The 24,479-nt window shown below is 62.6% G+C and carries 24 protein-coding genes; 22 read left to right on the top strand and 2 right to left on the bottom strand.

Features of this window, described 5'->3' with window-relative positions; genetic code table 11:
* Positions 1–179: 179 nt before the first annotated feature.
* From L8F45_RS27040 to L8F45_RS27005, 8 genes are all read left to right on the top strand, one after another.
* A complete protein-coding gene (locus L8F45_RS27040; protein WP_342363962.1) occupies positions 180–1,373 on the top strand; it encodes a Tm-1-like ATP-binding domain-containing protein in 1,194 nt (397 codons plus the stop codon).
* A gap of 31 nt (positions 1,374–1,404) precedes the next feature.
* Entirely contained in the window at positions 1,405–2,244 is an 840-nt protein-coding gene (locus L8F45_RS27035) for a phosphoenolpyruvate hydrolase family protein (RefSeq protein ID WP_342363860.1), read from the top strand.
* Positions 2,245–2,321: 77 nt separating this feature from the next.
* Positions 2,322–3,005, top strand: a complete 684-nt coding sequence (locus tag L8F45_RS27030; RefSeq protein ID WP_342363859.1) for a GntR family transcriptional regulator — start codon at positions 2,322–2,324, stop codon at positions 3,003–3,005.
* A gap of 55 nt (positions 3,006–3,060) precedes the next feature.
* On the top strand, positions 3,061–4,332 hold the full coding sequence (locus L8F45_RS27025) for an ABC transporter substrate-binding protein (RefSeq protein WP_342363858.1): 1,272 nt from the start codon (positions 3,061–3,063) through the stop codon (positions 4,330–4,332).
* Positions 4,333–4,418: 86 nt separating this feature from the next.
* Positions 4,419–5,306 carry a carbohydrate ABC transporter permease gene (locus tag L8F45_RS27020; protein WP_342363857.1) on the top strand — a complete coding sequence of 296 codons (888 nt, stop codon included), beginning with the start codon at positions 4,419–4,421 and terminating at the stop codon, positions 5,304–5,306.
* Positions 5,303–6,133 carry a carbohydrate ABC transporter permease gene (locus L8F45_RS27015; RefSeq protein ID WP_342363856.1) on the top strand — a complete coding sequence of 277 codons (831 nt, stop codon included), beginning with the start codon at positions 5,303–5,305 and terminating at the stop codon, positions 6,131–6,133. Before L8F45_RS27020 ends, L8F45_RS27015 begins: the two co-directional genes overlap by 4 nt.
* Before the next feature lie 6 nt (positions 6,134–6,139).
* Positions 6,140–7,243, top strand: a complete 1,104-nt coding sequence (locus L8F45_RS27010; protein ID WP_342363855.1) for a Gfo/Idh/MocA family protein — start codon at positions 6,140–6,142, stop codon at positions 7,241–7,243.
* Positions 7,244–7,284: 41 nt separating this feature from the next.
* Positions 7,285–7,662: a cupin domain-containing protein gene (locus L8F45_RS27005; RefSeq protein ID WP_342363854.1), complete on the top strand. Its 378-nt coding sequence runs from the start codon at positions 7,285–7,287 to the stop codon at positions 7,660–7,662.
* A gap of 82 nt (positions 7,663–7,744) precedes the next feature.
* On the opposite strand, the gene L8F45_RS27000 is transcribed toward L8F45_RS27005, so the two are convergent.
* Entirely contained in the window at positions 7,745–9,148 is a 1,404-nt protein-coding gene (locus L8F45_RS27000) for an FAD-binding oxidoreductase (RefSeq protein WP_342363853.1), read from the bottom strand.
* Between the two features lie 77 nt (positions 9,149–9,225).
* Between L8F45_RS27000 and L8F45_RS26995 the strand changes: the two genes are divergently transcribed.
* The 8 genes from L8F45_RS26995 (at position 9,226) to L8F45_RS26960 (ending at position 17,635) form a co-directional block, all read left to right on the top strand.
* Complete coding sequence (locus L8F45_RS26995; protein ID WP_342363852.1) at positions 9,226–10,344, top strand: ABC transporter substrate-binding protein; 1,119 nt, start codon at positions 9,226–9,228, stop codon at positions 10,342–10,344.
* Between the two features lie 12 nt (positions 10,345–10,356).
* Positions 10,357–11,232 (top strand): branched-chain amino acid ABC transporter permease, encoded by an 876-nt coding sequence (locus L8F45_RS26990; protein ID WP_342363851.1) that lies wholly within the window; start codon positions 10,357–10,359, stop codon positions 11,230–11,232.
* Positions 11,229–12,200, top strand: coding sequence for a branched-chain amino acid ABC transporter permease (locus L8F45_RS26985; protein WP_342363850.1), 972 nt, complete (start codon positions 11,229–11,231; stop codon positions 12,198–12,200). Before L8F45_RS26990 ends, L8F45_RS26985 begins: the two co-directional genes overlap by 4 nt.
* On the top strand, positions 12,181–12,957 hold the full coding sequence (locus tag L8F45_RS26980; RefSeq protein ID WP_342363849.1) for an ABC transporter ATP-binding protein: 777 nt from the start codon (positions 12,181–12,183) through the stop codon (positions 12,955–12,957). Before L8F45_RS26985 ends, L8F45_RS26980 begins: the two co-directional genes overlap by 20 nt.
* On the top strand, positions 12,941–13,654 hold the full coding sequence (locus L8F45_RS26975) for an ABC transporter ATP-binding protein (protein ID WP_342363848.1): 714 nt from the start codon (positions 12,941–12,943) through the stop codon (positions 13,652–13,654). The genes L8F45_RS26980 and L8F45_RS26975 overlap by 17 nt, the downstream gene beginning before the upstream one ends.
* Before the next feature lie 23 nt (positions 13,655–13,677).
* Positions 13,678–14,463, top strand: a complete 786-nt coding sequence (locus L8F45_RS26970; protein WP_342363847.1) for a FadR/GntR family transcriptional regulator — start codon at positions 13,678–13,680, stop codon at positions 14,461–14,463.
* 282 nt (positions 14,464–14,745) lie between these two features.
* The gene (locus L8F45_RS26965; protein WP_425330058.1) at positions 14,746–16,257 is read left to right on the top strand and encodes an ABC transporter substrate-binding protein; all 1,512 of its coding nucleotides are present in this window, start codon (positions 14,746–14,748) and stop codon (positions 16,255–16,257) included.
* A 31-nt stretch (positions 16,258–16,288) separates the two neighbouring features.
* Entirely contained in the window at positions 16,289–17,635 is a 1,347-nt protein-coding gene (locus L8F45_RS26960; RefSeq protein WP_342363846.1) for an MmgE/PrpD family protein, read from the top strand.
* Here the strand turns inward: L8F45_RS26960 and L8F45_RS26955 are convergent.
* Complete coding sequence (locus L8F45_RS26955; RefSeq protein WP_342363845.1) at positions 17,622–18,539, bottom strand: LysR substrate-binding domain-containing protein; 918 nt, start codon at positions 18,537–18,539, stop codon at positions 17,622–17,624. The two genes, L8F45_RS26960 and L8F45_RS26955, sit on opposite strands and share 14 nt — an antisense overlap.
* Before the next feature lie 92 nt (positions 18,540–18,631).
* On the opposite strand from L8F45_RS26955, the gene L8F45_RS26950 reads away from it, so the two are divergent.
* The 6 genes from L8F45_RS26950 to L8F45_RS26925 are packed head-to-tail and all read left to right on the top strand — an operon-like array spanning position 18,632 to position 24,358.
* Positions 18,632–19,750 (top strand): NAD(P)/FAD-dependent oxidoreductase, encoded by a 1,119-nt coding sequence (locus L8F45_RS26950; protein ID WP_342363844.1) that lies wholly within the window; start codon positions 18,632–18,634, stop codon positions 19,748–19,750.
* Complete coding sequence (locus tag L8F45_RS26945; protein WP_342363843.1) at positions 19,731–20,027, top strand: (2Fe-2S)-binding protein; 297 nt, start codon at positions 19,731–19,733, stop codon at positions 20,025–20,027. The genes L8F45_RS26950 and L8F45_RS26945 overlap by 20 nt, the downstream gene beginning before the upstream one ends.
* Positions 20,024–21,427 (top strand): FAD/NAD(P)-dependent oxidoreductase, encoded by a 1,404-nt coding sequence (locus L8F45_RS26940; RefSeq protein WP_342363842.1) that lies wholly within the window; start codon positions 20,024–20,026, stop codon positions 21,425–21,427. Before L8F45_RS26945 ends, L8F45_RS26940 begins: the two co-directional genes overlap by 4 nt.
* On the top strand, positions 21,424–22,554 hold the full coding sequence (locus tag L8F45_RS26935) for an NAD(P)/FAD-dependent oxidoreductase (protein WP_342363841.1): 1,131 nt from the start codon (positions 21,424–21,426) through the stop codon (positions 22,552–22,554). The genes L8F45_RS26940 and L8F45_RS26935 overlap by 4 nt, the downstream gene beginning before the upstream one ends.
* Positions 22,551–23,492: an ABC transporter permease gene (locus L8F45_RS26930; protein ID WP_342363840.1), complete on the top strand. Its 942-nt coding sequence runs from the start codon at positions 22,551–22,553 to the stop codon at positions 23,490–23,492. The genes L8F45_RS26935 and L8F45_RS26930 overlap by 4 nt, the downstream gene beginning before the upstream one ends.
* Positions 23,489–24,358 carry an ABC transporter permease gene (locus tag L8F45_RS26925; RefSeq protein WP_342363839.1) on the top strand — a complete coding sequence of 290 codons (870 nt, stop codon included), beginning with the start codon at positions 23,489–23,491 and terminating at the stop codon, positions 24,356–24,358. The genes L8F45_RS26930 and L8F45_RS26925 overlap by 4 nt, the downstream gene beginning before the upstream one ends.
* The last annotated feature ends 121 nt before the right edge of the window (positions 24,359–24,479 follow it).

Below are 24,479 nucleotides of genomic sequence, written 5' to 3'. Positions count from 1 at the left end.
TCATCAAGCTGCATAGCGCCACTGCGCCAAAGCCTGATTACCCAAATCAGGTCAACGTCGATGGCTCCGAGCGACGAATGCACGTCCGGCGTCACCATCTCTCACGAACGTCAGAGCATATTGCATGCAATATTCTTTGTGGTAAAGAAAGCCGGCGCGCCAAGACGCCGGGAGGACGCATGCGCAGGGTTTATGTGGTCGGCACATGCGACACGAAGGGCGAGGAGCTCGCCTACGCCAAGACCGAGGTTGAGAGGGCAGGCGCGCCAGCGATCCTCGTCGACGTCTCGACGCGCGCCGGACATGCCGCCGATGTGAGCGCGGCGGAAATCGCGCGACATCACCCCGACGGCGCCAACGCGGTTCTTGGCAAGGACGATCGCGGCCGCGCCGTGACGGCCATGTCCGAAGCGCTGACGCGATGGCTATCGTCGCGCGACGATATCGGCTGCGTGCTGGGCCTTGGCGGCACCGGCAACACCGCGCTGGTCACTGCGGCGATGCGCGCGTTGCCCGTCGGCGTTCCCAAGCTGATGGTGTCCACAGTCGCATCCGGCAACACGGCTCCCTATGTCGGCCCGAACGATCTCGCGATGATGTATTCCGTCGCCGACATCGCCGGCCTCAATGCGATTTCACGCCGCGTGATCGGCAATGCCGCCCACGCTGCGGCGGGCATGTGTCTTCATGAGACGCCTGCTGCTTCAAGCGACAAGCCGGGCGTGGGCATGACCATGTTCGGAGTCACCACGCCTTGCGTGACCCGCGCGCGCGAAGCGCTGGAAGGCGACTACGAAGCCTATGTCTTCCACGCCACGGGGGCGGGCGGGCAGTCGATGGAGAAGCTCGCGGACTCAGGCTTCGTCAAAGGATTGCTCGACATCACGACAACGGAAGTTCCCGACTATCTCTTCGGCGGCGTGTTTCCTGCAACTGCCGATCGCTTCGGCGCGGCGATCCGCACGCGCCTGCCCTATGTTGGCTCGGTCGGCGCCGTCGATATGGTGAATTTCGGCGCGATGGACGCGGTGCCGGAAAAATTCCGTGACCGGAATCTCTACGTCCATAATCCGCAGGTCACGCTGATGCGCACCACGCCGGATGAGAATCGCGCGATCGGCGCCTGGATCGTCGAGCGGCTCAATCGGATGGAAGGACCCGTCCGCTTTCTCCTGCCGCTGGCGGGCGTCTCCATGATCGATGCGCCCGGCAAGCCCTTTCACGATCCCGCTGCGGATCAGGCGTTATTCGATTCGATCAGAGCAGGCTGGAAGACGGCGCCGAATCGCAAGCTGATCGAGCTTGACCTCAACATCAATGATCATGCGTTCGCCGATGCGCTGGTCGCAGCATTCCGCGAAATTGCAGGCTGAAATCCATCTCAAACGGAAAGATACATCCATCATGCGGTTTAGACGACGCGACATCGTCGCCAGATTTCGGGAAACGATCGCGCGGGGCGAGCCGATCATCGGCGGCGGCGCTGGCACGGGTCTGTCCGCCAAATGCGAAGAGGCTGGCGGCGTCGATCTCATCGTCATCTACAATTCCGGCCGCTATCGCATGGCGGGGCGCGGTTCTCTCGCAGGGCTGCTGGCTTATGGAAACGCCAATGAGATCGTCAAGGAGATGGCGCGCGAGGTTCTGCCTGTCGTCAAACGCACGCCGGTGCTGGCTGGCGTCAACGCGACCGACCCTTTCGTGATCATGGATCATTTCCTGGACGAATTGATCGCGCTCGGATTCGCCGGCGTGCAGAATTTTCCGACAGTCGGTCTCATCGACGGAAGTTTTCGCGCCAATCTCGAAGAGACGGGGATGGGATTCGGGCATGAGGTCGACATGGTCCGGCTCGCGCATCAGAAGGACATGCTCACGACGCCCTACGTGTTCTCGGCCGAAGACGCAGCCGAGATGACGAAAGCAGGCGCCGACATTATCGTCGCTCATCTCGGACTCACGACCGGCGGCGCGATCGGCGCGGAAACCGCGCTGACGCTTGATCAATGTCCTGAATTGATCGACGCTTGGGCCGAGGCGGCGAAGCGCGTGCGCAGCGACGTCATCGTGCTCTGCCACGGCGGCCCGATCGCGATGCCGGACGACGCAAGCCACGTCCTGCAGCGGACAAGACTCTGCAACGGCTTCTATGGCGCCTCTTCAATGGAGCGATTGCCGACAGAGAAGGCGCTGACAGCGCAGACGCGCGCCTTCAAGGAAATCGAATTCAAGGTTCCCGCGTGATGGCCGGATCAGCGGCGGAACGACAAGCACGCCTACTTCGTACTTGCGTATTGCATGCAATATGCTAGTGCTTGGCTATGAGCGCTTCCCGTCACCTCACCCTTCGCGAACGGCTCTATGAAGAGCTGGTTCAGATGATCGTCTCCGGCGAGCTGGAGCCCGGCGCGGCGCTCGACGAACGGGCTCTGATCGCTAAGCTTTCGGTCAGCCGCACGCCGTTCCGCGAGGCGATCGGCACGCTTGAGAAGGCGGGGCTGGTCGAGATCAAGCCTTATCGCGGCTTCTTCGTGCGCGCGCTTTCGCGCAAGCAGGTTGAAGACCTCTACGAGCTCCGAAAGACGCTGGAGTGCTTCGCCGTGCGGCTTGCCGTGCCGAGGATGACGGATGCGGATGTCGATCGCTTCGAAACTGTTCTCGATCGCGCGGTGACCGCGCTGCGTCAGGGCGACATGGCGGCTTACGCCGAACATGATCGCTCCTTCCATGAGGGCGTGGCGACGCTGGCCGATAATCACGCGCTCGTGGAGGCGCTGGAGCGCCTCGCGCTTCAAATCCAGGTGTTCCGCGTGATGGCCAATCGCAGCGCCGATCTGGCCGAACGCGCGGCGCTGGAGCGCGACCGCATTCTCGCGGCGTTCCGCAATCGCGACGTCGAATATGCGTCAGCTCTGATGCGAGAGCATATCGCCGACGTGCAACAGGTCGTCATGGCGGCTCTCGCCGCGAACGAGATGTCGCGTGAGGGCATGACTGGGGCCTGAGACCCCAGAGGAAGAAGCGGCGCCGCATCGCGGGCCGAAATCGGGGAGGAACTTCATGCGAAAGACATGGCTCGGCCTGGCGCTTGCCGGGACGATAGGATTTTGCCTCGCGTCAGGCGGCGCTCAGGCGCAGACGTTGAAAATCTGGGGCCCGGAGCAACTGACCGACCCGCTCGTCGCGCAGCTCTGGAATGAGCTCAAAGCGGATTTCGAAAAACTGAATCCCGGCGTCACCGTGACTTTCACGCCGCCCACCGGCACCATCAACACCGGCGCGGTGCAGGCTGCGATTCAGTCGAACGCCGGTCCCGACCTCGTTCTCACCAATTCCGGCATCGGCCGCGTACAGATCGTAGCGAAGGCCAAGCTCGTTCAGCCATTGACCGGATACTACGAAAGTCGCGGCTGGAAGAACCAGCTTTATCCTTGGCTCTACGCCGAGCTGAAAAAGCAATTCGGTGGCGAAATCTATGAAATCCCTGACGGGCTCGACGTCATCGGCATGTTCTATCACAAGGATATGTTCGAGGAGAAAGGCTGGAAAATTCCGGCGACCTATCAGGATTTCCTGAAGCTGCTCGAAGACATCAAGAAGTCAGGCGTCCAGCCGATCACGGTGGGCCCGCGCAACAACGCCAATGGCGGCCATCTCTTCGGCAATCTGCTGCAGATCAGCGCCGGCAAGGAAATGGTCGGCAAGGCGCTGAACAACGAGGCCGCCTGGACCGATCCTGCTCTCCTGAAAGGCGCTGAACGCCTGCGTGAACTCGTCGATCGCGGCTTCGTCGCGCGCGATATGGCGGCGCTCGATCTCGATGCGGCGGCGCGGCTTTTCTTCACCAGGCGAGCGGCGATCATGGTCGCAGGTCCCTGGTTCACCACCAATGCGCGGCGCGCCAACTTCTCCATGGATAAGGCAGGCTATGCGCCAATGCCGAGCGATCTCGGATCAGCAGAATCCATACCGACGGGAGGCGTCGGCTGGAGCTGGATGATCCCCACGACGACGAAGCAGCAGGACCTCGCGCTGAAATGGCTCGACTTCATTCTCTCCGATGCGGTGATGATGAAGCGCGCGGAGCATGCCAGCAGCTGGATGGTCTATCCCCGGCAGCTCAAATCGCTCACGCCGCCGCAACCCATTCTGAAGAGCGTGTTCGAAGCTGCGGACAAGGGCGTCGGCTATAATCCGAGCGTCTATATGCCCGGCAATGTGCTCGACGCCTATCTCCAGGTGATCCAGGGACTGATCGCTGCGCAGATCGACGCCAAGACGGGAATGGACCAGCTCAAGGCGCAGGCCGAACGCGCCGCGCAGACGCGGTGATGAACGCTTTTGCCTCACGCATCGCTCCGGCCGGAGAGTCCCGGCCGGAGCAGGACGCACGCAAGATGCTATTGCCGGCATGGCTCATGCGATCGAAGCGCGACGTCAGCTATGACGGCCTGCCGCGCGCGATGCTGTTCCTTGCGCCGGCGCTCGCGATCTATGGCCTGTTCACACTGGCGCCGATCGCCGCGACGCTTGGTCTGAGCTTCACCAATTCTGCGGGCCTCAATTCTGTTGCCCGCTTCAACGGCCTCGCCAATTATCTCTCGCTTGCAGGAGATGACATCTTCTGGATCGCGCTGCGACAGACGATCCTCTGGCTCGCGCTGCATGTCATTCTCGCCGGCGGGCTCGGCTTTGCGCTCGCGATCGCCATCGCGCAGTTGCGCGTGACGCAGGTGTTTTTCCGATCGGCGCTCTTCCTGCCGCATGTCGTGTCGCTGGCCGTCGTCGGCGTGATCTGGGCCAAGATCTATGATCCCTTCTTTGGCCTGATCAATGGCGGGCTGGAGACGCTCGGCCTCGGTTTCCTCGCGCGCGGCTGGCTATCTGATCCGGCGCTGGTGCTGTTCTCGGTCAATGTCGCATCGAGTTGGCAAGGCTTCGGCCTTTACATGCTGCTGTTTCTCGCCGGCCTGCAGAATATCGATCACTCCCTTTATGACGCCGCTGACATCGACGGCGCGTCCGCCTGGCGCAAGCTCATCCATGTGACGATTCCCGGGTTGCGCGACGTGATGACCTTCATCGTCTCGCTCGCCATGATCAATGGCCTCAAGGGCTTCGCCACGATCTGGGTGATGACTCAAGGTGGCCCGTTCTATCGCAGCGAACTCATCACTACCTATATCTACAAGCTCGCCTTCCAGTTTCAGGAGCAGGGGCGCGCCGCCGCGCTCTGCGTCATCCTCAGCCTGATCGCGATCGTGATCACCGTTCTGTTCAACAGCTGGCGCGAGAAACAGCCATGAGCGCGCGCAGCCGATCGGAATGGCCCGTCGCTCTTGGATTAGCGGCGCCATTCCTGTTTCTTCTTGGTCCCTTCCTCTGGCTCATCCTATCAAGCCTCAAGACCGAAGATGAAATCGCGACCGGCAATCCCTTCAACCTGCCGCAGGCGGCGATGCTTGAGAATTATCGCGACGCGTGGAATATCGGCGGCTTCGGCGATCTTATCTTCAACAGTCTCGTCAACGTCATTGCGGTCGTTGTCCTTACCCTGATCATCTGCGCGCCCGCCGGATACGCCTTCGCCAAGATGCGGTTCCGGGGCGCGAGCTTCCTGTTCTACGCACTCATCATCGGCCTCACTGTGCCGCTGCAAGCGATTATCGTGCCGCTCTATCAATTGCTCGCGGGGCTCGGCCTGCTGAACAGCTTGCTTGGCGTTACGCTGGCGCAGGTGGGAAATGGCGCCCCCTTCGGCGTCTTTCTCATGCGCAACTTTTTCCGTTCGACGCCGGACGAACTGGTGGAGGCGGCGAAGATCGATGGCTGCGGCCACTGGCGCATTCTCACGAGAATCTTCCTGCCGCTTTCGAGGCCGGCGCTGCTGGCGCTGATCGTCATCAGCGCCATGAGCACCTGGAACGATTTCTTCCTGCCGCTGGTGGTGCTGATCTCACCCGAGGTGCAGACGCTGCCGCTTGGCCTTGTCCGTTTCGCCGGCACCTACACCACCGATCACCGCCTCGTCTTCGCGGGCACCGTGATCTCGTTCCTGCCGATCGTTCTTCTCTATCTCGCGACCCAACGTCGCTTCACGGAAGGCCTCACGCAAGGCGCATTGAAAGGCTGAGGGTTTATGAGCGTTCATCACGAGCAGCGGCGCGTCGCCTACAATTTCGAATATGAAAAGCGCCTGAAGGCCTGCTTCATCGGAGCCGGCGGCCATTCCTATCGCAATGTCTATCCGACAATGCGATATGCGCCAGTCGATCTCGTCGCGGTCTGCGACGTCGATGGCGCGCGGGCGCGCGAATATGCGCGCATCTTCGGCGCGGAGGGCAGCTATTCCGATCACCGCGCCATGCTGGCGAACGAAAAGCCTGACATTGTCTTCATCGTCACGGGTTATCACCCCGATGGTCGCGTTCAGGCGACCGACATAGCGCTTGATGCGCTTGCGTCAGGCGTCCATGTCTGGATGGAGAAGCCGACCGCTGCAAGCCTTGCAGAAGTGAAGCAGCTCGAAGCCGCATCCATCAGGTATAATCGCCAGTGCATGACTGGCCTCAAGAAGATGTTCTTTCCGGCGATCGAAAAGCTGAAGGACATCATCGCATCTGATGCGTTCGGCCGCCTGTCGTCGCTCTATGTCCGCTATCCCCAGGCGCTGCCACGAGAGGCCGATCGGGCGGACCTGCCGAAGATGCAGAGTTTTCTCGATCACATCTATCATCCCGTCTCGATCCTTCATTTCATCGCCGGGCCGGTGGCCCGCGCGAGCTACGAATGGGAGCCCGTCAACGGCGCTTGCGTCGCATCGCTTAAATTCCAGTCCGGCGCGATCGGAACGCTGCATTTCGCCGCCGGCCAGTCGGGATCAAGCCCGCTCGAGCGTGTCGAGGCGATCGGCGAAAAGGCGAACGCCGTTGTCGATAACGGCGTGCATCTCAGATATTATCGCCGCGCCGAGCTGCCCGCCTATGGCCGCGCCGCCTCCTTTATCCAGAATGACGACGCCGCGCCGATCTTCTGGGAGCCGGAATGCTCCCTCGGCCAGCTCTACAACAACAACATGTTCTATCTCGGCTATGCGCCGGAGGTGCTGCATTTCTGCGAGGCGGTGCTGAACGGAAAATCGATCGCCAAGGGAACGCTGGAGACGGCGGCCGAGGTGATGCGCCTCTACGATTTCTTCGCGACCACGCCTGCCGGCGTCGTCAAATCGCTTGCGGCCGAATGAATCCGCATATCGCGAGCAGCGGAACGAACAGGAGAACGATAATGACTCAGGATGTCGTCGCGACGCTTGAGACGGGTGACAAAATGGCCCTCGATTGGGGGCACCTCACCTGGCTCATTGGAGCGGAGAAGATGCCAGGCGCCGAACTGACGGTGGGGCTTGTGCGCATCGAGCCGGGCAAACGCAATCCGCTCCACTCGCACCCCAATTGCGAGGAAGTGCTCTATGTCGTGTCCGGCGCGTGCGAGCACAAGCTCGGCGACGACATGCTCAATCTTAGTCCGGGCGCCGCGATCCGCATTCCTCGCGGCGTGCCTCACTGGGCGCGTTGCACCAGCGCCGAGCCGCTGGTGGCGGTGATCTCGTTCTCGTCGGGCGACCGGCGCACTGACAGTCACGAAGGTGCGGAGGTCGCCTGACTCAAACACCGTGAAATAGCAGGTTGCAGCCGGAATTCCAGCCACAGACATAAAGCGTGATCTTCACTGGAAGCCCATTCCATCAGATCACTTTACCAAGGTTTAGAATGGCGTGGGGATCAAGCGCGCGCTTGATGCGCGCCATCGTTTCGAGTTCGGACGGAGAGCGCGTGAAGCCCAAATAAGGCTTCTTCATGAGGCCGATTCCATGCTCGGCGGAAATAGTGCCGCCTGCGGCGCGCACGGCGCCATAGACCAGGTCGCAAATCTCATCGTGCGGCTGATGCGCGCCCGCCGACGGCACATGCACGACGAGATGCAGGTTGCTGTCGCCGATATGACCGTATGAGAGCGGAATCGCGTCGGGCCAGCGCCGCTTTAGCTCGGCTTCGATCTGTTCGACGAACACGCCGCTTTTCGTGAGGTTGAGGCCAATATCGAACGCGGTGAGCGGGCCGAGAATCTGGCTGTATTCGGAAACCCCTTCCCGCGCCGCCCAGATTTCGAGCGTTTCCCGTTCCGACTGCGCGACGATCACGTCGTTGAGGACGCCGCGTTCGAGCAAACCGGACAGACATTCCTGAAAGCGCTCGACGTCGCGCGCGCCATCGAACCCGCCGATCTCGATGAGGGCGTAGGCTCCATGCCGGTCGGCGAACGCCCGCTTCGCCCCGCGAACGTGAGAAGACATGAAGTCGTAGAAACTCGGCCACATCACTTCAAACGATGTCACCGCCGGGCCGAGCTGCGAACGCGCCTGTTTGAGCGTTTCCAGAATGGAGTCGAAATCCGCAGCTGCGCACAAGGCGCTGGCGAAGATGCGAGGCCGCGCATGAAGCTTCAGGATCACGCGCGTGATCACGCCGAGCGTGCCTTCGGAGCCAATAAACAGCTGCTTGAGATCATAGCCCGCATTGTTCTTGATCAGTTTGTTGAGCGAGCTGACGATCGTCCCGTCTGGCAGCACGACTTCGAGGCCCAGCACATGGTCGCGCGCCATGCCATAGCGGATCACGCGGTTCCCACCCGCATTGGTCGAGAGATTGCCGCCGATCGCGCATGAGCCGCGCGCGCCGAGATCGATCGCCAGCAGCAATCCCGCCTCTTCCGCCGCCGCCTGACAGGCTGCGAGCGGCGCGCCGGCTCCAACCGTCATCGTCGCCATGACCACGTCGACCTCTTCGATCTGACACATGCGTTCCAGCGAGATGACGACGCCATTGGCCACCGGCTGCGCGCCTCCAGCGAGTCCGGTCAGCCCGCCTTGCGGCACGATCGGCACCCGATGGACGTGGCAGAGACGCAGGATAGTTGACGTCTCCTCCGTGCTGCGAGGCCGGAAAAGCGCAAGCGGACGAACCGGGGCGAGCCCGCTCCAGTCGTGATGATGACGTTCCGGCACAGCGTCGCCAAACAAGGCGACATTGCCCGGGAGTTCGCGGACGATCGCGTCGACAAAGGCGACGGGCAGAGCATCGGACGACATTGCGCAACCAATTTGGAGAGATTGACGGCCGATTATGGTAATGCAAACGTACCAAACAACAAGGTCTGGAGGGGTCGATGAACAAGCTCTCGCTGTTCCTGGGAATCGCGGCGCTCGCATTCGGCGCGGCAGGCGCGCAGGCGCAAAACGACATCACGCTCGGCATGGTGGTCGGCACGAGCGGCGCCTTCGCCGGTGGAGAAGCGCCGTTGGTCAACGGCGTGAAGCTCGCCGTCGAAGACATCAACGCCAAGGGCGGCGTCGGCGGAAAGAAGCTTAAGCTGGTGATCGAGGACACCGGGTCGGAGCAGACCGGCGCGGTCAACGCCTACAACCGCATGCTGGCGCAGAAGCCGGTCGCGATCATGAACACGACAGTCTCCGGCTTCGTGCTGTCGCAGCTTGGCGCCATTGAGGACGAGGGCGTTCCGACATTCACCGGCGCCGCCTCCGCGCAGCTTGCGCTCGATCGCAAAGGCGTCGCGAACCTGTTCCGCATCCGCACCAGCGACAGTCTCGTGCCGGCCGCCGCGGTGAAGTTCGCCGTGAATACATTGGGCGCGAAGCGCGTCGGCGTGCTGCGAGTCAACAACGAATATGGCTCGGGCTGGCGCGCCGCGATCGAAGCGACGCTCACGAGCATGGGAACGAAGCCCGCCGCCGTCGAGAGCTTTGAAAGCGCCGATCGCGACGTCACGCCTCAGCTCCTTCGCATCAAGGAGGCGAATGTCGACGCGCTGATCGTGGCCGGCGACCCGCCCAATCAGGTGGTCGCGGTGCAGCAGATTCGCCAGCTCGGTCTCGGCATGAAAGTCATCATGTCGAACGGCGGCGTGCTGCCGTCGACGCTGCGGCTCTATCAGCCGGGGGCGGCGGATGGTTTTTATGGCACGGTCGACTCCGTGCCGGCGCGCGACCCCGCGCAGAAGGACTGGGCCGAGCGTTATCGCAAGATGTTCAATATCGACGGCGATTATTCAGCCGCAGAGTATTATGACGGCGTCTCGATGCTGGCTGACGCGATCGCGAAAGTCGGCGCTGATCCCAAGGCGGTCGCCAAGGCTCTGCGCGAAGTGAAGGACCGCGCCGGCGTCGGCAATGTCTACACCTACGCCAATAAGGGCGATGGCGGACAGTCAGTCGCGATTGTCGAGATCAAGGGCGGCCAGCTCGAACTCGCGGCGAGCGTGAAATAAAGTTCGCTTGCGGTGAGCACGCTTCTTCAGGTTCTCTTCAGCGGCGCGACGATGGGCTGCGTCTATGCCTTCGTCGCGCTCGGCTTCACCTTGACGATCGCGGCCGCTGGCGTCGTCAATTTCGCTTACAGCGAATGGGTGACTTACGGCGCCTATCTCGGCGTAACGTTCGCCGTGATCCTCGGCTGGCCGCTGTGGCTGGCGCTGACGGCGACGATCGCGGCCTGCGTGCTTATCGGTTGCCTGTTTCAGCTTTTCATTTTTACCCCGCTTGAAGGTCGGCACTTCCTGACGACGGTCAGCGCCACCATCGGGATTGCGCTGGCGATGCAGGCTCTCGCGACGCTTGTCTGGGGTCCCTATCCGCTGACGCTGCCGACCTTCTTTGGCGCAGGCGCGGTGCAAGTCGGCTCGATCGCGCTCTTTCCCCACAATCTCCTCATCATCGCGCTCGCCATCGTGATCATCGGCGGGCTTCAGCTTGCGATGACGCGCACGAGCCTGGGGCTGAAGCTGCAGGCGACCGCGCAGGATTCGAACGCGGCGCGGCTGATGGGGATTCGCGTGCGTCGCATGCGCGCCCTCGCCTATTGCCTTTCGGCGGGGATCGCGGGCCTCTCGGGATTCCTTGTCGCGCCCTTGTTCGTCGTCACCAACACGATGGGTTTCGGACTGATGCTCAAGGGATTCGCAGCCACGATCGTGGGCGGCTGGGGAAGCCTCAAAGGCGCCGTGTTCGGCGGACTGCTTGTCGGCCTCATCGAGGCGATCGGCGCGGCGTATCTCTCCTCGGAATATAAGGAGACGATCGCATTCGCGATGATCGTTCTGGTCCTTCTCGTCAGACCGAAGGGCCTTTTCCCGGAACGGATCGCCGAGAAGTTATGATGGTTCGTCCCGCGTGGCGCGTGATCGGCTGGCTCGCGGCTTTTGCAATCGCAATCGCGCTGCCATTTCTGCTCGCCAACAACTATCAGCTCGGCGTCGCGCACCAGGCCCTGATCTTCATCCTCCTGGCGACGGGGTATAATCTCCTTCTCGGATTCACCGGGCTGGTCTCGTTCGGACACACTGCCCTCTTCGCCATCGGCGCCTATGCGAGCGCGATCGCCGTTGCGACCTATGGCGCGCCATTTCTTGTAGGCCTCATCGCAGCCGCGCTCGTCTCTGGCGTCGTAGGCGTTGCGATCGCCGTTCCTGCGTTGCGCATCAAGGGGCATTATCTCACCCTGCTGACGCTTGCGCTTGGCGAGGTGATCCGGCTGTTGATCCGCAGCATGGAGAGCGTCACACATGGTTCGCAGGGGTTTTCCGGCATTCCGCGACCGGAAATCGCCGGCTTCTCGTTTCGCGCTGGCGTTCCACTCTATTATCTGCTTCTGGGATTCGCTGTGGTTGGCGTTCTCTTTGTCTGGCGCGTTCAGGCGACGCGCTACGGCCGAGCCTTCAAGGCGGTGCGCGACGCCGAGATCGGCGCCGAGGTCTGCGGCGTCAACACCGACTATGTGAAGATTCTCGCCTTCGGCGTCAGCGCGATCTTCGCGGGCGTCGCCGGCAGCCTCTACGCGCATACGATGCGATTCATCAGCCCGGAATTCTTCAGTCTAGGTTTAACCATCACGCTTCTGGCGATGGTATTGCTCGGCGGTCGGGGCACGGTGATTGGACCGGTCGTTGGCGCGGCTCTGCTTGTCGCGCTGCCGGAATGGCTGCGATTTGTGAAAGATTACTATCTCATGGTTTTCGGGCTCGCGATCTGGCTCTGCGCGCTCGCACTGCCGGACGGAGTTGTCGGCCTTGCAGGGCGAGCCTTGCAATCTAAATCCGGCCTCGGTGATGTCGCTGCTCGTCGTTAGCGAAATCACAAAGACGTTTGGCGGCCTGAAAGCGCTGGACGACGTATCGTTCTCGCTCGCCAAGAGCGAGATACTTGGCCTCGTCGGTCCGAATGGCTCCGGCAAGTCGACGATGATCAACGTGCTGTCGGGCGTCTATCATCCTGACGCCGGCGATGTGAAACTGTCGGAGCGCAGCTTGCTCGGGCGCAAACCCAGCTTCATCGCCAAATCCGGTCTCGCGCGCACATTCCAGAATCTTCAGCTCTTCGCAGGCTTGTCGGCTGTCGAAAACGTCGTCGTCGGGCGCGACTGCCGCATGCGTTCGGGCCTTCTCGCCGGCGTTTTCGGCCTGCCGGGATCACGCAACGAAGAGCGCGCCGCAATCGATATCGCGCGGTCACTGCTGCGCGATGTCGGACTCGGGGCGATGTTGGACGTCGCTCCTTCGAGCCTGTCCTACGGCCAGCGACGCTTGCTGGAGGTCGCCCGCGCGCTGGCGTCTGAGCCACGGGTTCTGATGCTCGACGAACCTTGTGCGGGGCTCTCCCAAGGCGAAACCGATGAACTCGCCGCGCTGGTTCGCAAGCTTGCGACGAAGGGCATGGCGATCATCGTCATCGAGCACAACATGCGCTTCGTGATGAATCTGGTCGATCGCATTGTCGCGCTGAATTTCGGACGCAAGATCGCGGAAGGAACGCCGGAGACGATCCGCAACGATGCGGCTGTCATCGAAGCCTATCTCGGGAGGCGTGACCATGCTCGCCGTCGATAGGCTGTGCGTCGGCTATGACGAAGCCAACATCCTTCATGATCTGACGCTGCGCGTCGAGAAGCGCGAGATCATCGCTGTGCTCGGCGCCAATGGCGCTGGCAAGACGACCTTGTTGAACGCGTTATCGGGCCTCGCGCCGATCCGCGCCGGAGAAGCATCCTTTGAAGGTCGGTCGCTGGTCGGCGCCGCAGCGGAGGATATTGTCCGCGCCGGCGTGAGCCACGTGCCACAGGGGAGACGGGTGTTTCCTGGCCTCACAGTCGCCGAGAATCTGATCGTCGCGCGCACCGCCGCAACAGATCGCGCAGAAGGCGGCTTTGCACGCGCTGTCGCCGAGGCGGAAGAGCTTTTTCCTCGGCTGAGAGAGCGACGGGATCAACTTGGCTGGTCGCTGTCGGGCGGCGAGCAGCAGATGCTCGCAGTCGCGCGTGCTCTGGTGGCGCGACCGAAACTCATCCTTCTTGACGAACCTTCTCTCGGCCTCGCGCCGATGATCGTCGAGGCGATGTTCGACGCCATCCTTGAGATACGTCGACGCGACGATGTCGCCATTCTCGTCGTCGAACAGAATGCGGAGCAGGCGCTTCGCGTCGCCGACCGCGTCTATGTCGTCGAACTCGGCAGGATCGTTGTTGAGGGCGCGCCTGACGAAGTGGCGCGCGATCCGGCGATCGAGCGCGCCTATCTCGGCGCTTAGGCCATGCAGACGAGGTCGACACGATGACCCGCGCCGAATTCCGCTTCGAACCCCTGAAGATGCTGCTGCCCAGCGAAGAAGCGGCGAGGCGTCTCGCAGACGCCATTCGCGCCGGGCATTTCCGGCTTGGCGATCGCTTTCCGTCCGAGCGCAATCTGGCGGAGCAGCTCGGCGTCAGCCGTCCGACGGTGCGGGAGGCCGCCCGCCTGCTCGTTGAAGCCGGCGTGATCGAGATCAAGCCAGGATCAGGCGGCGGGGCCTTCGTCATCAGCGAACATGTGCCATTCGATTTTCTCGCGCCACGCCATGAGATGAGGCTGGGCGAGATGTTCGAAGCCCTCGAGTTGCGCCGGCTCATTCTGCCATGGGTCGCGCAGGAAGCCGCCTCCTATGCTCAGGACGAAGATTTCGCGAGGATGCGCGATGCGATCTCTTTCGGTCGCGCAGAGCTCAAGCGCGTCACAACAAAGACGATCACGCGAGATCAGGCTCAATTGATCGTCACGGCAAGCATGCGCTTCGACACCGCCATGGCGAAAGCGACCGCGAACGGGCTCGTGATACGATTGATGGATATTTTGCTGGGCTGGGTCGAGCCGCTTCGGCTGATGACGTTACAGCAACGAAGTGATCTCGAACGCGCGATCAATATCGTCGATGAATGCATGCGCGCTTTGGAAAGCGGCGAGCGCAAGCGTCTTGGCGACGTGATCGAGGCGCGGCTCTCGATTCTGGAGATCGCTCTGGAACAGCAGAGCGGCCGCATGCCGCGTGCGAAGCGGCGCGCTTTTGGCGCTTCAAAGGCATGACTTCATGTTCAAGCCTGTTGTTCGCTTTCCCATGCGCGCCAAATTGGCCCTTCGTCTCGCGAACCGATACTCAACGACGCGGGCGCCTGTGAGCGCGTCAGACGCCCAATCAAATAGCAGACAAATCAAGTCATGACTCGCTCGGCGTATAACCTGTGAGAATAGCCCAGGCCCAATTTTGACTTGGACAGCCAGGGACGGCGGCCCGCACTATCCGTTGAGAAAGCGCTGGAACGGGGATGAACGGTGCGGGGAACGCTTGGCGGAATCGTCGGCCTCTGGATGGCGGCCTCTCTGCCGTCGATGGCGATCGCGCAGGAGGTCACTCTTCGGTCGAGCTCGGGCGGCGACATTTCCACGCTCGACGCCCACCGCGCCAGCGCGACGGACGACAAGGCCGTGGTCAGCCTGATCTATAACGGGCTTGTGCGCTTCAAGCCGGGCAGCGCCGATCCCAAGGACCTCGAGCCCGATCTCGCCGAGAGTTGGGAAACCTCCCAGGACGGCAAGAGCTGGACGTTCCATCTCAGGAAGGGCGTGAAATTTCACGGCGACTGGGGCGTTCTCAATGCCGACGACGTCGTCTATTCCCTCAACCGCTCGGCTGATCCGAAGCGCTCGACGTTTTCGTCGGATTTTTCGGCGATCGACAAGGTCGAGAAAGTCGATGACCTGACGGTTCGCGTGACCCTGAAATATCCCGACGTCAACTTCCTCGGGCGCGTCTCCAACTATCACGGCGGCAATATCATCAGCCGCAAGGCGGCCGAGGAGTTGGGCGACAAGTACGGCGCCAATCCTGTCGGAACTGGGCCGTTCTCGTTCGTGGAGCGCGTCACGCAGCAATATGTGAAGCTTGCGGCGCATCCCGGATATTTCCGCGGCAAGCCGAAGATCGATACGATCATGGTCCGCGTCATTCCCTCCGACAGCGCGCGCGAACTGGCGTTCACGTCCGGCGAAATCGACCTGATGTATGGCAAGCGCGAGCAGCGCTGGGTCGATTCCGCGCGCAAGCGTCCCGGTTTCAACGTCGAGATATTCCAGCCAGGCGAATTCCGCATTCTGCACCTCAATCAGAGCATCCCTCCGCTCGACGACATCCGCGTTCGCCGCGCCATCGCCGCCGCGATCAATGTCGATGATCTCGTGAGATATGTCGGCAAGGATGTCGGGCCGAAGGGCTGCTCGGTCGTGCCGATCGGTTATCTCGGCGTCGATTGCTCATTTCATTACAGCTTCGATCTCGCGAAGGCCAAGGCGCTGCTCGCGGAAGCCGGCCACAAGGATGGAATCACGATCAAGGCGATCGTCTCGAACATCTCGGCCCAGCAACCGATCATGGAGATCATCCAGGCCCAGCTCGCCAAGGCCGGCGTCAAGCTCGAAATGCAGGTCGTCGATCACGCGACCTATCAGAGCCAGACCCGCAAGGATCTGAGCGGGATGGTGTTCTATGGCGCCGCTCGCTTCCCGATCGCGGACACCTATCTCAGCGAGTTCTTTCATTCGCGCGCGACAGTCGGCACGCCCACAGCCGCGACGAACTTCTCGCATTGCAAGGTCGCGGACAAGGAAATCGAACAGGCTCGCACGGCGCCCGACGCCGCGAGTCAGATCGCGCTCTGGAAGGAGGCGCAGCGAAAGATCATGGAGGATGTCTGCGCGGTTCCCCTGTTCGAATTGCGACAGGTCTGGGCGCGCAGCGACAGGCTGGATCTCGGCTATGAACTGAAAGGCGCCATGAATCTTGCGCCTCCGATCATCGAAACGAGCACGCTGAAGTCGCGCTGATCAAAGAGCCCGCGACGGACAAGGCTCTCTGATGTCGCATATCATGCAGCGGCTCGCGGACTATGTCGTGGGCGCGCGCGGCCAGAAACTGAGTGATGATCTGCGGAACGCGGCCTGCTGCAATGTCCTCGATCTCATTGCGGCGACGATCCCGGGCGTCCACGCGCCCGGCCCGCGCGCTTTTCGTCAGGCGGCGGGTGCATTCTTCGGTGGTGGCGAGATACCTGTCTGGTTTTGCGGACAGTCGTTCGGGCTTGCCGGCGCAATCGCCTGCAACGCGTCGGCCGCCGCGGCGCTTGATCTCGATGATGGCCATCGCATCGCGCGCGGCCATCCCGGCGCAGCCGTTATTCCCGCCGCCTTTGCCGCCGCGCAGCAAGCGCGCATATCGACTGAGGAACTGCTGAATGCGATCGTCGTTGGCTACGAAGTCGGAGTGGCGGTCGGAGCGGCGCGGCGCTTCTACGCCAACACCGGCATGTGGTCGGGCTACGGCGTAGTCGCTGCGCTAGGCGTCCTGCGAAATGTCGGTCCAGAGGCGCTCGCCCACGCTTTCGCCATCGCTGGCGTCAGCGCGCCCAACCAGCTTCATGCGGGCGCCGGTCCCGTTTTCTCCGCGCAGGAAGGAAGCGACGTCAAGGAAGGCATTCCATGGTCCAGTGTCACCGCTCTGCACGCGCTTCTCCTGGCGGAGGCCGGCCATACCGGACCGCTGGCGCTGCTCGACAATGAAGAGCACTTTCGCGCCGAGCAGATCGCGGACAATCTTGGAACGCATGGCTATGTCGCGCGGAACTACAAGAAGTTTCACGCCTGCTGCCGGCACGCGCATGCGCCCGTCGAAGCGCTGCTCAGCGTTCTCACGAAGCATGATATCGATGCGACGGAGATCGAGGCGATCAAAGTCGCGACCTATAGCGGCGCGCTGCGGCTCGCCAATCGCCCGCGGCCGCTGGGTTTCACCGACATTCAGTTCAGCATCCCCTATTGTCTCGCGCTCGTCGCCTTCGATGCCGCGCAGGCGCTGCTTCCGCTCACAGAAGCAGCGGTCGACAGGCCGAAGATCGTCGCGCTCGCGGAGAAGGTTTCACTCACGCTCGACCCTGACATCGACGCCCGCTTTCCCGCGGAAACGCTGTCTCGCGTGACTGTTATAGCTCGCGACCAACAATTCGTTTCGGAGATCGTCGCGCCGCGCGGCGAAGCCAGCGCGCCGCCTTCATGGCCCGATCTCGAAGAAAAGCTGCGGCAAGCGAGCCGCTTCGTCGCATCACACGCAGAGCAGACGAAAATCATCGAGTCGCTGCGGCGCCTGCGCGACGGCGATCACGAACCTCTCTTCGAAATCCTTGCAGCGATCGATTTCAGCCGGATGTGAGGATCGTCCGCGAAATCTCCGCCGCCGCCTCTCTCGCGCTTTCAAGAAACGCATCGACAAGCCGGGCGTTGCGACTGTCGCGAATCCGGCAAAGCTGAAAATCGAGTTGAACCGCGGGCTCGAACCGGCGGATCGCGAGCTTGTCCCTCAATCCGCCGACGATCAGCGGATGAACGAGAGAAACGCCGACGCCTGCGGCGACAAATTCGCAGAGAGTTTGCGAGACATTCGCGATCATGACGATATCGGGCGCGACGCCATGGGCCTCGAGCGCCTGGCCGGCGCGACGGCTCGTATGGCTTTCCGGATCGAATGAGACGAACGGAACGCCTTCGAGATCGTGCGGCGTAATGACCTCCTTCGCCGCCAGCGGATGCGTCAGGGGCAGGATGCACACGATGGGATGCGCCATCAGCGGCTCGGCGACGATATAGGGGTTGTCGATCGGCGCGATGATCAGTCCGACATCGAGCTTCCGGGTGACGAGTCCATCCGCGACCCATTGCGAGCTGCGCGACTGGATTGAGCAGAACACGCGCGGCTGCTTCGCGAGAAAGCGCGATGTCGCCTGCTGAATGAACGAGCCCGAGAGCGCTGGCATCACGCCGATCAGCAATCGGCTTTGTTCGTCGCGGCGGATCGCATCCACCGCGTTCTCCACCTGCCGCACGCCGGCGAATATCCGGTCGATCTCTTCGTAGAGGCGCATGCCGCGCCGCGTCGGCGCGAGACGCCCCTTCACGCGCTCGAACAGGCGAAGGCCGGTATCCTCTTCGAGATGGGCGATCAGCTTGCTCATCGCCGGCTGCGAGATGTTCATCATCTCGGCCGCCCTGCTGACCGTGCCGAATTCAATGACCGCCTTGAAAGCCTCGACCTGCCTCAGGTTCAGCCGCCGCGCCACCGCATAACTCCTGAGAATAAGGTCGAGAGAAAAACGACTTTGACGAAATACCCTATCGCTTCCAAAGGTCAAAGTCGGCGAAGGGAGCATGGATGCGACCAGACATCGTGGTCATTGGCGGCGGCACGGTAGGCGCGGCCATCGCTTATGGCCTCGCCAGACGCCGGGAGAAGGTGCTGCTGCTCGACGGCGATGACGGCGACTTCCGCGCCGCGCATGCGAATTTCGGCCTCGTCTGGTTGCAGGGCAAAGGGCTCGGGATGCCGGCCTATCAGGCCCTGACGCGCAGCGGCATTGCGGCGTGGCGCGGCTTCGCCGATGCGCTCGAAAGCGAAGGCCAGACCGACCTTCAATATGAGCGGAATGGCGGCCTCGCCTTCTGCCTTGGTGAAACGGGATTCGAGAAGCGTCGCTTCGATCTCCTGCGGCTGCATAACCAGCGCGCAGACGGCGAAGCTGATTGGGAGATGATCGATCGCCCGGCGCTCGAAAGGCTTTTGCCTGATATCGCTCTCGGGCCGGAGGTCGCGGGAGCCAGCTTCGGTCGGCGCGACGGTCATGTGAATCCGCTGCGGCTGCTGGCCGCTCTGCATGAAGGCGTTCCGCGTCACGGCGGCGCGTCTCGTCGTCGGTCGCGCGTGTTCGGGGTCAAGCCTGATGGAGCGGGCTTCCGCATTAGATTGGAAACAGAAGAGCTGACGACGCCGCGCGTCGTCATCGCCGCCGGGCTTGGCTCGCAGGAACTTGCGCAGCAGGTTGGACTTGACGCGCCGCTGCGTCCGGAGCGCGGTCAGGTGCTTGTCACTGAAAGATTCGCGCCCTTTCTCCCGCTTCCCGCAAGCGGTCTGCGGCAGACGGGCGACGGCACCATCATGATCGGCGCGACGAAGGAAGATGCGGGCCTCGACGTTTCCGCGACAATTGAGTCAGGCGCGCGCCTCAGCAGCAATGCGCTGCGGATTATCCCGGCGCTGCGCAACGCCAAGCTCGTGCGGCAATGGGCCGGCTTGAGAATCATGACGCCCGACAGTTATCCTGTCTATGCGCAATCGGAAGGCCATCCCGGCGCATTCGTCGCGATCTGCCATTCGGGGGTGACGCTCGCCGCCTTCCATGCCGAGGCTCTTGCCGGGGCGATCGCTGAAGGCGTCCTGCCGGATGCTTTTTCACCCTTCCATCCGAGACGTTTTGATGTTCCGAAAGCTGCATGATCCGGGGCCGGCCGCGGTGACGATTTTTATCGACGGTTCTCCTGTCGCGGCCGAAATCGGCGAAAGCGTTGCTGCGGTGCTTCTGCGTCAACCCGAAAGCTGGACGCGCACCACGCCGGTTTCGGAAAGCCCGCGAGCGCCCTACTGCATGATGGGCGTCTGCTTTGAATGCCTCGTGGATGTCGATGGAGCAGGCTCCACACAAAGCTGCATGACGCCGGTGCGCGCCGGAATGCGCGTCACGCGACAGCAAGGCCGCAGGACTCTCTCGTCATGAATGAAGGCGAGATCGATCTTCTTATCGTTGGAGCGGGTCCCGCCGGCATGGCGGCCGCGGTCGCCGCGCGCAGCAACGGGCTGTCAGTGCGCGTCGTCGACGATCAGACGGCGCCCGGCGGGCAAATCTGGCGAGCCGTTGAGTCTGTCGCCAAGACCGCGCGTGGCGCGCGTTTTGGCGACGCCTATCGCATGGGCGCTGATCGCGCGGCGGCGTTTCGCGCCTGCGGCGCGCTCTACGAACCTGACTGTCAGCTCTGGCAGATCGAGCAAGGTTTCCGCGCCTTTCTGACAAAGGACGGGCGCGCGCATGTTGTCAGAGCGAAAGCGATTATTCTCGCCACCGGCGCGCAGGAGCGTCCCACGCCTTTTCCCGGTTGGACCTTGCCAGGCGTGATGACAGTTGGCGCCGCGCAGATCCTGTTGAAGACCGCCGACATGGCGCCGAAGGGGCCGGTCTGGATCGCTGGAAGCGGGCCGCTGCCTCTTCTCTACATGACGCAGTTGCTGGCGGCGGGCGGAGCAATCGCCGGCTTTCTCGATACGACGCCGCGCGGACGATGGCGCGCAGCCCTCCCCCATTTGCCCCAGGCGCTCGCGAATTTCAGCGATCTGGCAAAAGGCCTGCGCTGGTCATTGTCGCTGCGACAAGCCGGCTTTCCCATCGTGCGGCATGTTGTTGATATTCGCGCGGAGGGCGAGGGTCGTCTCGAACGGCTGCGCTACCGCGCCGAAAATGGTCGCGAGACAGAAATCCCAGCCAAGGTGCTGCTGATTCACGAAGGCGTCGTTCCAAATATCCACGCTGCGCTTTCGCTGGGCTGCGCGACGAAGTGGCACAGCGAGCAAAGCTGCCTTGTTCCGGTTCTCGATAAGTGGGGTGAGAGTTCGCAGGCGAATATTTTCGTGGTGGGCGACGGCGCCGGAATCGCGGGCGCGGAAGCCGCGGAGTTCCGCGGACACATCGCCGCTCTGCGGGCCGCGTCGCGGTTCGGCAAGATGAGCGAAGCGGCGGCCGCTGCGGCTGCCGCCAAGGAACGCGCGTTGCTCGCCAGGGCGCTCGCCATTCGTCCATTCCTTGATGCGCTCTACGCGCCACGTCCTGAGGTGTTCGCGCCTCCAGATGACACGATCGTCTGCCGCTGCGAGGAGATCAGCGCGAAGGAGTTGCGCGCGCGCGCCGCGGAAGGACGACCCGGACCGAACCAGCTCAAGGCGTTCACCCGCGTTGGCATGGGTCCCTGCCAGGGCCGTCAATGCGGATACACGGTCGCTCACATCATCGCGGCCGCGCAGAACAGGCCGGTTGCGGAAGTTGGCTTCCAGCGGATCAGGCCGCCGCTCAAACCCGTCACGCTTGGCGAACTTGCGGCGCTGGACGAACAGGAACCTGCCGCGTGACGAAAGCGGAATATGACGTCGCGGTCATCGGCGGCGGGCTGCATGGCCTCACGGCCGCATTGCATCTCTCGCGCGCGGGCCAAAGGACTGTCGTGATCGAGCGTCGCTGGATCGGCCGACATGCGTCGAGCGCGACAGCCGCAGGCGTCCGCACGCTTGGCCGCGACCTCGCGGAAATCCCCATCTCGCTCGAAGCCATGGCGATGTGGCATCGCATCGAAACGATCGTCGGTGATGACTGCGGCTTTCATGCTCACGGACAACTCCGCATCGCAGAGACGGAACAGCAAATGCCATCGCTGCTTCAGCGCGAAGCTGAGGTGCGCGCTCTCGGCCATACACATGAGGAAATTATCGGCGCGGCCGAATTGCGTCGACTCCTTCCGAATCTGAGCCCTCACTGTGTCGGCGCTCTCATCGCGCGCAACGATGGCGCCGCGGACCCTCATCGCACCATCGCTGCGTTTCGACGCGCCTGCGAAAGCGCCAGCGTCGTCATCGTCGAGGGCTGCGGCGTCGATGCTGCGGAACGTGATCGTGGCGCCTGGCTGCTGGCGTGTGGCGAACGTCGCTTTCGCGCGCCTGTCGTCGTCAACGCCGCCGGCGCCTGGGCCGGCCGCGTCGCGTCGCTGTTCGGCGATGTTATCGAGCTCGGCGTGCGCGCTTCGATGATGATCGTGACAGAGCGGCTGGCGCCGCTCCTCGATCCTGTTGTCAGCGTTGTCGGTCGCGCGCTGTCCTTCAAGCAATCGGATCAGGGCACGCTCGTCATCGGCGGCGGCTTGCAAGGCTCCGCCGATCTCGAGCGCGAGCGCAGCAGCGTCAATTTCGTCGAGCTGGCGAAAGGAGCGCGGGCTGCAAGCGATCTCTTCCCGGCGACGCGTGGCGTCCGCATCGCCCGCTGCTGGACAGGCATCGAGGCGCAAACGAGAGATCATCTCCCCGTCATTGGCGCGTCTCCCAACACGCCGGGGCTTTTTCATTCTTTCGGCTATTCCGGTCACGGCTTCCAGCTCGTCCCCGTCGTCGGCGCTATCATCGCGGACATTATCGTCAAGGGCGCGACGAAGCGCGACATCACGGGTTTCGCGCCGACCCGCCTCATGCCGGAAAGAGCCGCGGCATGATGAGTTATGTGATCCGGCGCCTGCTGCTCGCGATCCCCACCCTCTTCGTGATGCTGACGGCGATTTTCGTTCTTGTGCGGCTCGTTCCCGGCGACGCCGCCTCCGTGATCCTTGGCGATCAGGCGAGCGCGGCGTCGCTGGCCGCGCTGCGGGCGAAGCTCGGCCTCGATCAGCCCGTCTATGCTCAATACTTGTCATTCATCGGCAAAGTCCTGGTCGGCGATCTCGGACAATCGCTGAGCAGCGGGCGCAGCGTCATCCAGGAGGTTCTGCTCGTCCTGCCTTCGACGATCGAGCTGACGGTCGCGGCGATCGTGATCGGCCTGCTCTTCGGACTTCCGCTTGGAGTCGCGGCCGCGCTCAGCCGCAACGGCTGGATCGACTACGCCTCGCGCGTCGCGTCGCTCGTCGGCCTCTCCTTCCCGGCGTTCGTTTCCGGCATCCTCATGCTGATCGTGTTTGCAATTCAGCTCGGCTGGTTTCCCGTTCTCGGCAACACCGGCGGCGCGAATCTCGTCGAGCGGATGCGGGCGCTTGCGCTTCCCGCCGTCAATCTCGGCATCATCATGATGGCCTATGTCATGCGCGTGACCCGCGGCGCGATGCTGGGCGTCCTGACCGAAGACTACATTCGCACCGCTCGCGCTAAGGGCGTTGGCCCGGCGCGGCTCGTCGTCACGCACGCTCTTCGCAACAGTCTCATTCCGATCATCACGGTGGTCGGACTTTATTTCGGGACGTTGATTGGAAACTCTGTCCTCACCGAAATCATCTTCAACCGGCCGGGACTGGGCAAGCTGATCATCAGCGCGCTGAATTCACGGGACTACACGCTGCTGCAGGGGCTGATGATCATCTTCGCCATCTGCGTGATCATCGTGAACACGTTGACCGATCTCGCCTATGGGCTGGTCGATCCAAGGGTGAAATATTCGTGAGCGCCGCCGCCGCAACAACCATCGAGCTGCGTCCGGGCGGCCTCTGGCTCGCCTTGTCGGAAAACAAGCTCGCCTGGATCGGTCTTGTTCTGCTGGTGTTGCTGATTGGCGTCGCAATCTCCGCGCCATGGATCGCGCCCTATGATCCACTCGAACAAAATATCATCGTTCGGCTCGAACCGCCATCGGCCGAATTCTGGTTGGGAACAGACAGCTATGGCCGCGATGTTCTCTCGCGTCTGCTTTACGGCGCCCGCATCTCGCTTTTCGTCGGATTCGTGGCGATTCTCATCGCCATGCTGATCGGAACGGCGATCGGAGTGCTCGCGGGTTATGTGGGCGGGGTGTTTGACCAGCTCGTGATGGGCGTGCTCGATGTGCTGCTCGCCTTCCCGACATTGCTGCTCGGGCTGATGATCGCGGCCATGCTCGGCGCAAGCCTCGAAAACCTCATTATTGCAATCGCTGTAACTGAGGTTGCTCCCTTCGCGCGCGTGGCGCGCGCGCCGACCATCGTGCTGAGGCAGCGCGAATTTGTCGAAGCGAGCCGATCCTATGGCTGCGGACCGCTCCGCATCATGGTCCGGCACATCCTGCCGAACATGATTTCGGACGTGGTGGTGATGAGCTCGCTCTGGCTGGCGTCGGCGATCCGCACGGAGGCCTCGCTCAGCTTCATCGGGCTCGGCGTGCCGCCGCCAGCCGCGACCTGGGGCGGCATGATCAGGGAGGGCTTCGAGAACATCCTTGACGCCTGGTGGCTCGCGGTATTCCCCAGCCTCGCGATCCTGATCACCGTGCTCGCGCTCAACTTGCTCGGCGACGCTCTCCGCGACGCTTCGGACCCGAAGTCACGCGCGCGATAATGCGCCTATCGTTTCGATTGAAAATCTGACGACGTCGTGCCGCGTGGACGGCAATGTCGCGCTCGACGTCTCCTTCGCAATTGGCGCATGCGAGATTTGAGGGCGCAGTTCAAGCAGCTGC

Source organism: Terrirubrum flagellatum, from assembly GCF_022059845.1.
In the GTDB taxonomy this organism is placed as follows: domain Bacteria; phylum Pseudomonadota; class Alphaproteobacteria; order Rhizobiales; family Beijerinckiaceae; genus Terrirubrum; species Terrirubrum flagellatum.
This window is presented reverse-complemented; position numbering and strand designations above follow the sequence as displayed.

Excerpts from the sequence above, each read along its gene's own strand:
- L8F45_RS26965 (WP_425330058.1), top strand. The coding sequence starts at position 14,746 with ATGGCGGCCTCTCTGCCGTCGATGGCGATCGCGCAGGAGGTCACTCTT.
- L8F45_RS27040 (WP_342363962.1), top strand. The coding sequence starts at position 180 with ATGCGCAGGGTTTATGTGGTCGGCACATGCGACACGAAGGGCGAGGAG.
- L8F45_RS26995 (WP_342363852.1), top strand. The coding sequence starts at position 9,226 with ATGAACAAGCTCTCGCTGTTCCTGGGAATCGCGGCGCTCGCATTCGGC.
- L8F45_RS26960 (WP_342363846.1), top strand. The coding sequence starts at position 16,289 with ATGTCGCATATCATGCAGCGGCTCGCGGACTATGTCGTGGGCGCGCGC.
- L8F45_RS27025 (WP_342363858.1), top strand. The coding sequence starts at position 3,061 with ATGCGAAAGACATGGCTCGGCCTGGCGCTTGCCGGGACGATAGGATTT.
- L8F45_RS26970 (WP_342363847.1), top strand. The coding sequence starts at position 13,678 with ATGACCCGCGCCGAATTCCGCTTCGAACCCCTGAAGATGCTGCTGCCC.
- L8F45_RS26980 (WP_342363849.1), top strand. The coding sequence starts at position 12,181 with ATGTCGCTGCTCGTCGTTAGCGAAATCACAAAGACGTTTGGCGGCCTG.
- L8F45_RS27005 (WP_342363854.1), top strand. The coding sequence starts at position 7,285 with ATGACTCAGGATGTCGTCGCGACGCTTGAGACGGGTGACAAAATGGCC.
- L8F45_RS26945 (WP_342363843.1), top strand. The coding sequence starts at position 19,731 with ATGTTCCGAAAGCTGCATGATCCGGGGCCGGCCGCGGTGACGATTTTT.
- L8F45_RS27015 (WP_342363856.1), top strand. The coding sequence starts at position 5,303 with ATGAGCGCGCGCAGCCGATCGGAATGGCCCGTCGCTCTTGGATTAGCG.
- L8F45_RS26950 (WP_342363844.1), top strand. The coding sequence starts at position 18,632 with ATGCGACCAGACATCGTGGTCATTGGCGGCGGCACGGTAGGCGCGGCC.
- L8F45_RS26930 (WP_342363840.1), top strand. The coding sequence starts at position 22,551 with ATGATGAGTTATGTGATCCGGCGCCTGCTGCTCGCGATCCCCACCCTC.
- L8F45_RS26985 (WP_342363850.1), top strand. The coding sequence starts at position 11,229 with ATGATGGTTCGTCCCGCGTGGCGCGTGATCGGCTGGCTCGCGGCTTTT.
- L8F45_RS27020 (WP_342363857.1), top strand. The coding sequence starts at position 4,419 with ATGCGATCGAAGCGCGACGTCAGCTATGACGGCCTGCCGCGCGCGATG.
- L8F45_RS27030 (WP_342363859.1), top strand. The coding sequence starts at position 2,322 with ATGAGCGCTTCCCGTCACCTCACCCTTCGCGAACGGCTCTATGAAGAG.
- L8F45_RS27000 (WP_342363853.1), bottom strand. The coding sequence starts at position 9,148 with ATGTCGTCCGATGCTCTGCCCGTCGCCTTTGTCGACGCGATCGTCCGC.
- L8F45_RS26940 (WP_342363842.1), top strand. The coding sequence starts at position 20,024 with ATGAATGAAGGCGAGATCGATCTTCTTATCGTTGGAGCGGGTCCCGCC.
- L8F45_RS27035 (WP_342363860.1), top strand. The coding sequence starts at position 1,405 with ATGCGGTTTAGACGACGCGACATCGTCGCCAGATTTCGGGAAACGATC.
- L8F45_RS27010 (WP_342363855.1), top strand. The coding sequence starts at position 6,140 with ATGAGCGTTCATCACGAGCAGCGGCGCGTCGCCTACAATTTCGAATAT.
- L8F45_RS26975 (WP_342363848.1), top strand. The coding sequence starts at position 12,941 with ATGCTCGCCGTCGATAGGCTGTGCGTCGGCTATGACGAAGCCAACATC.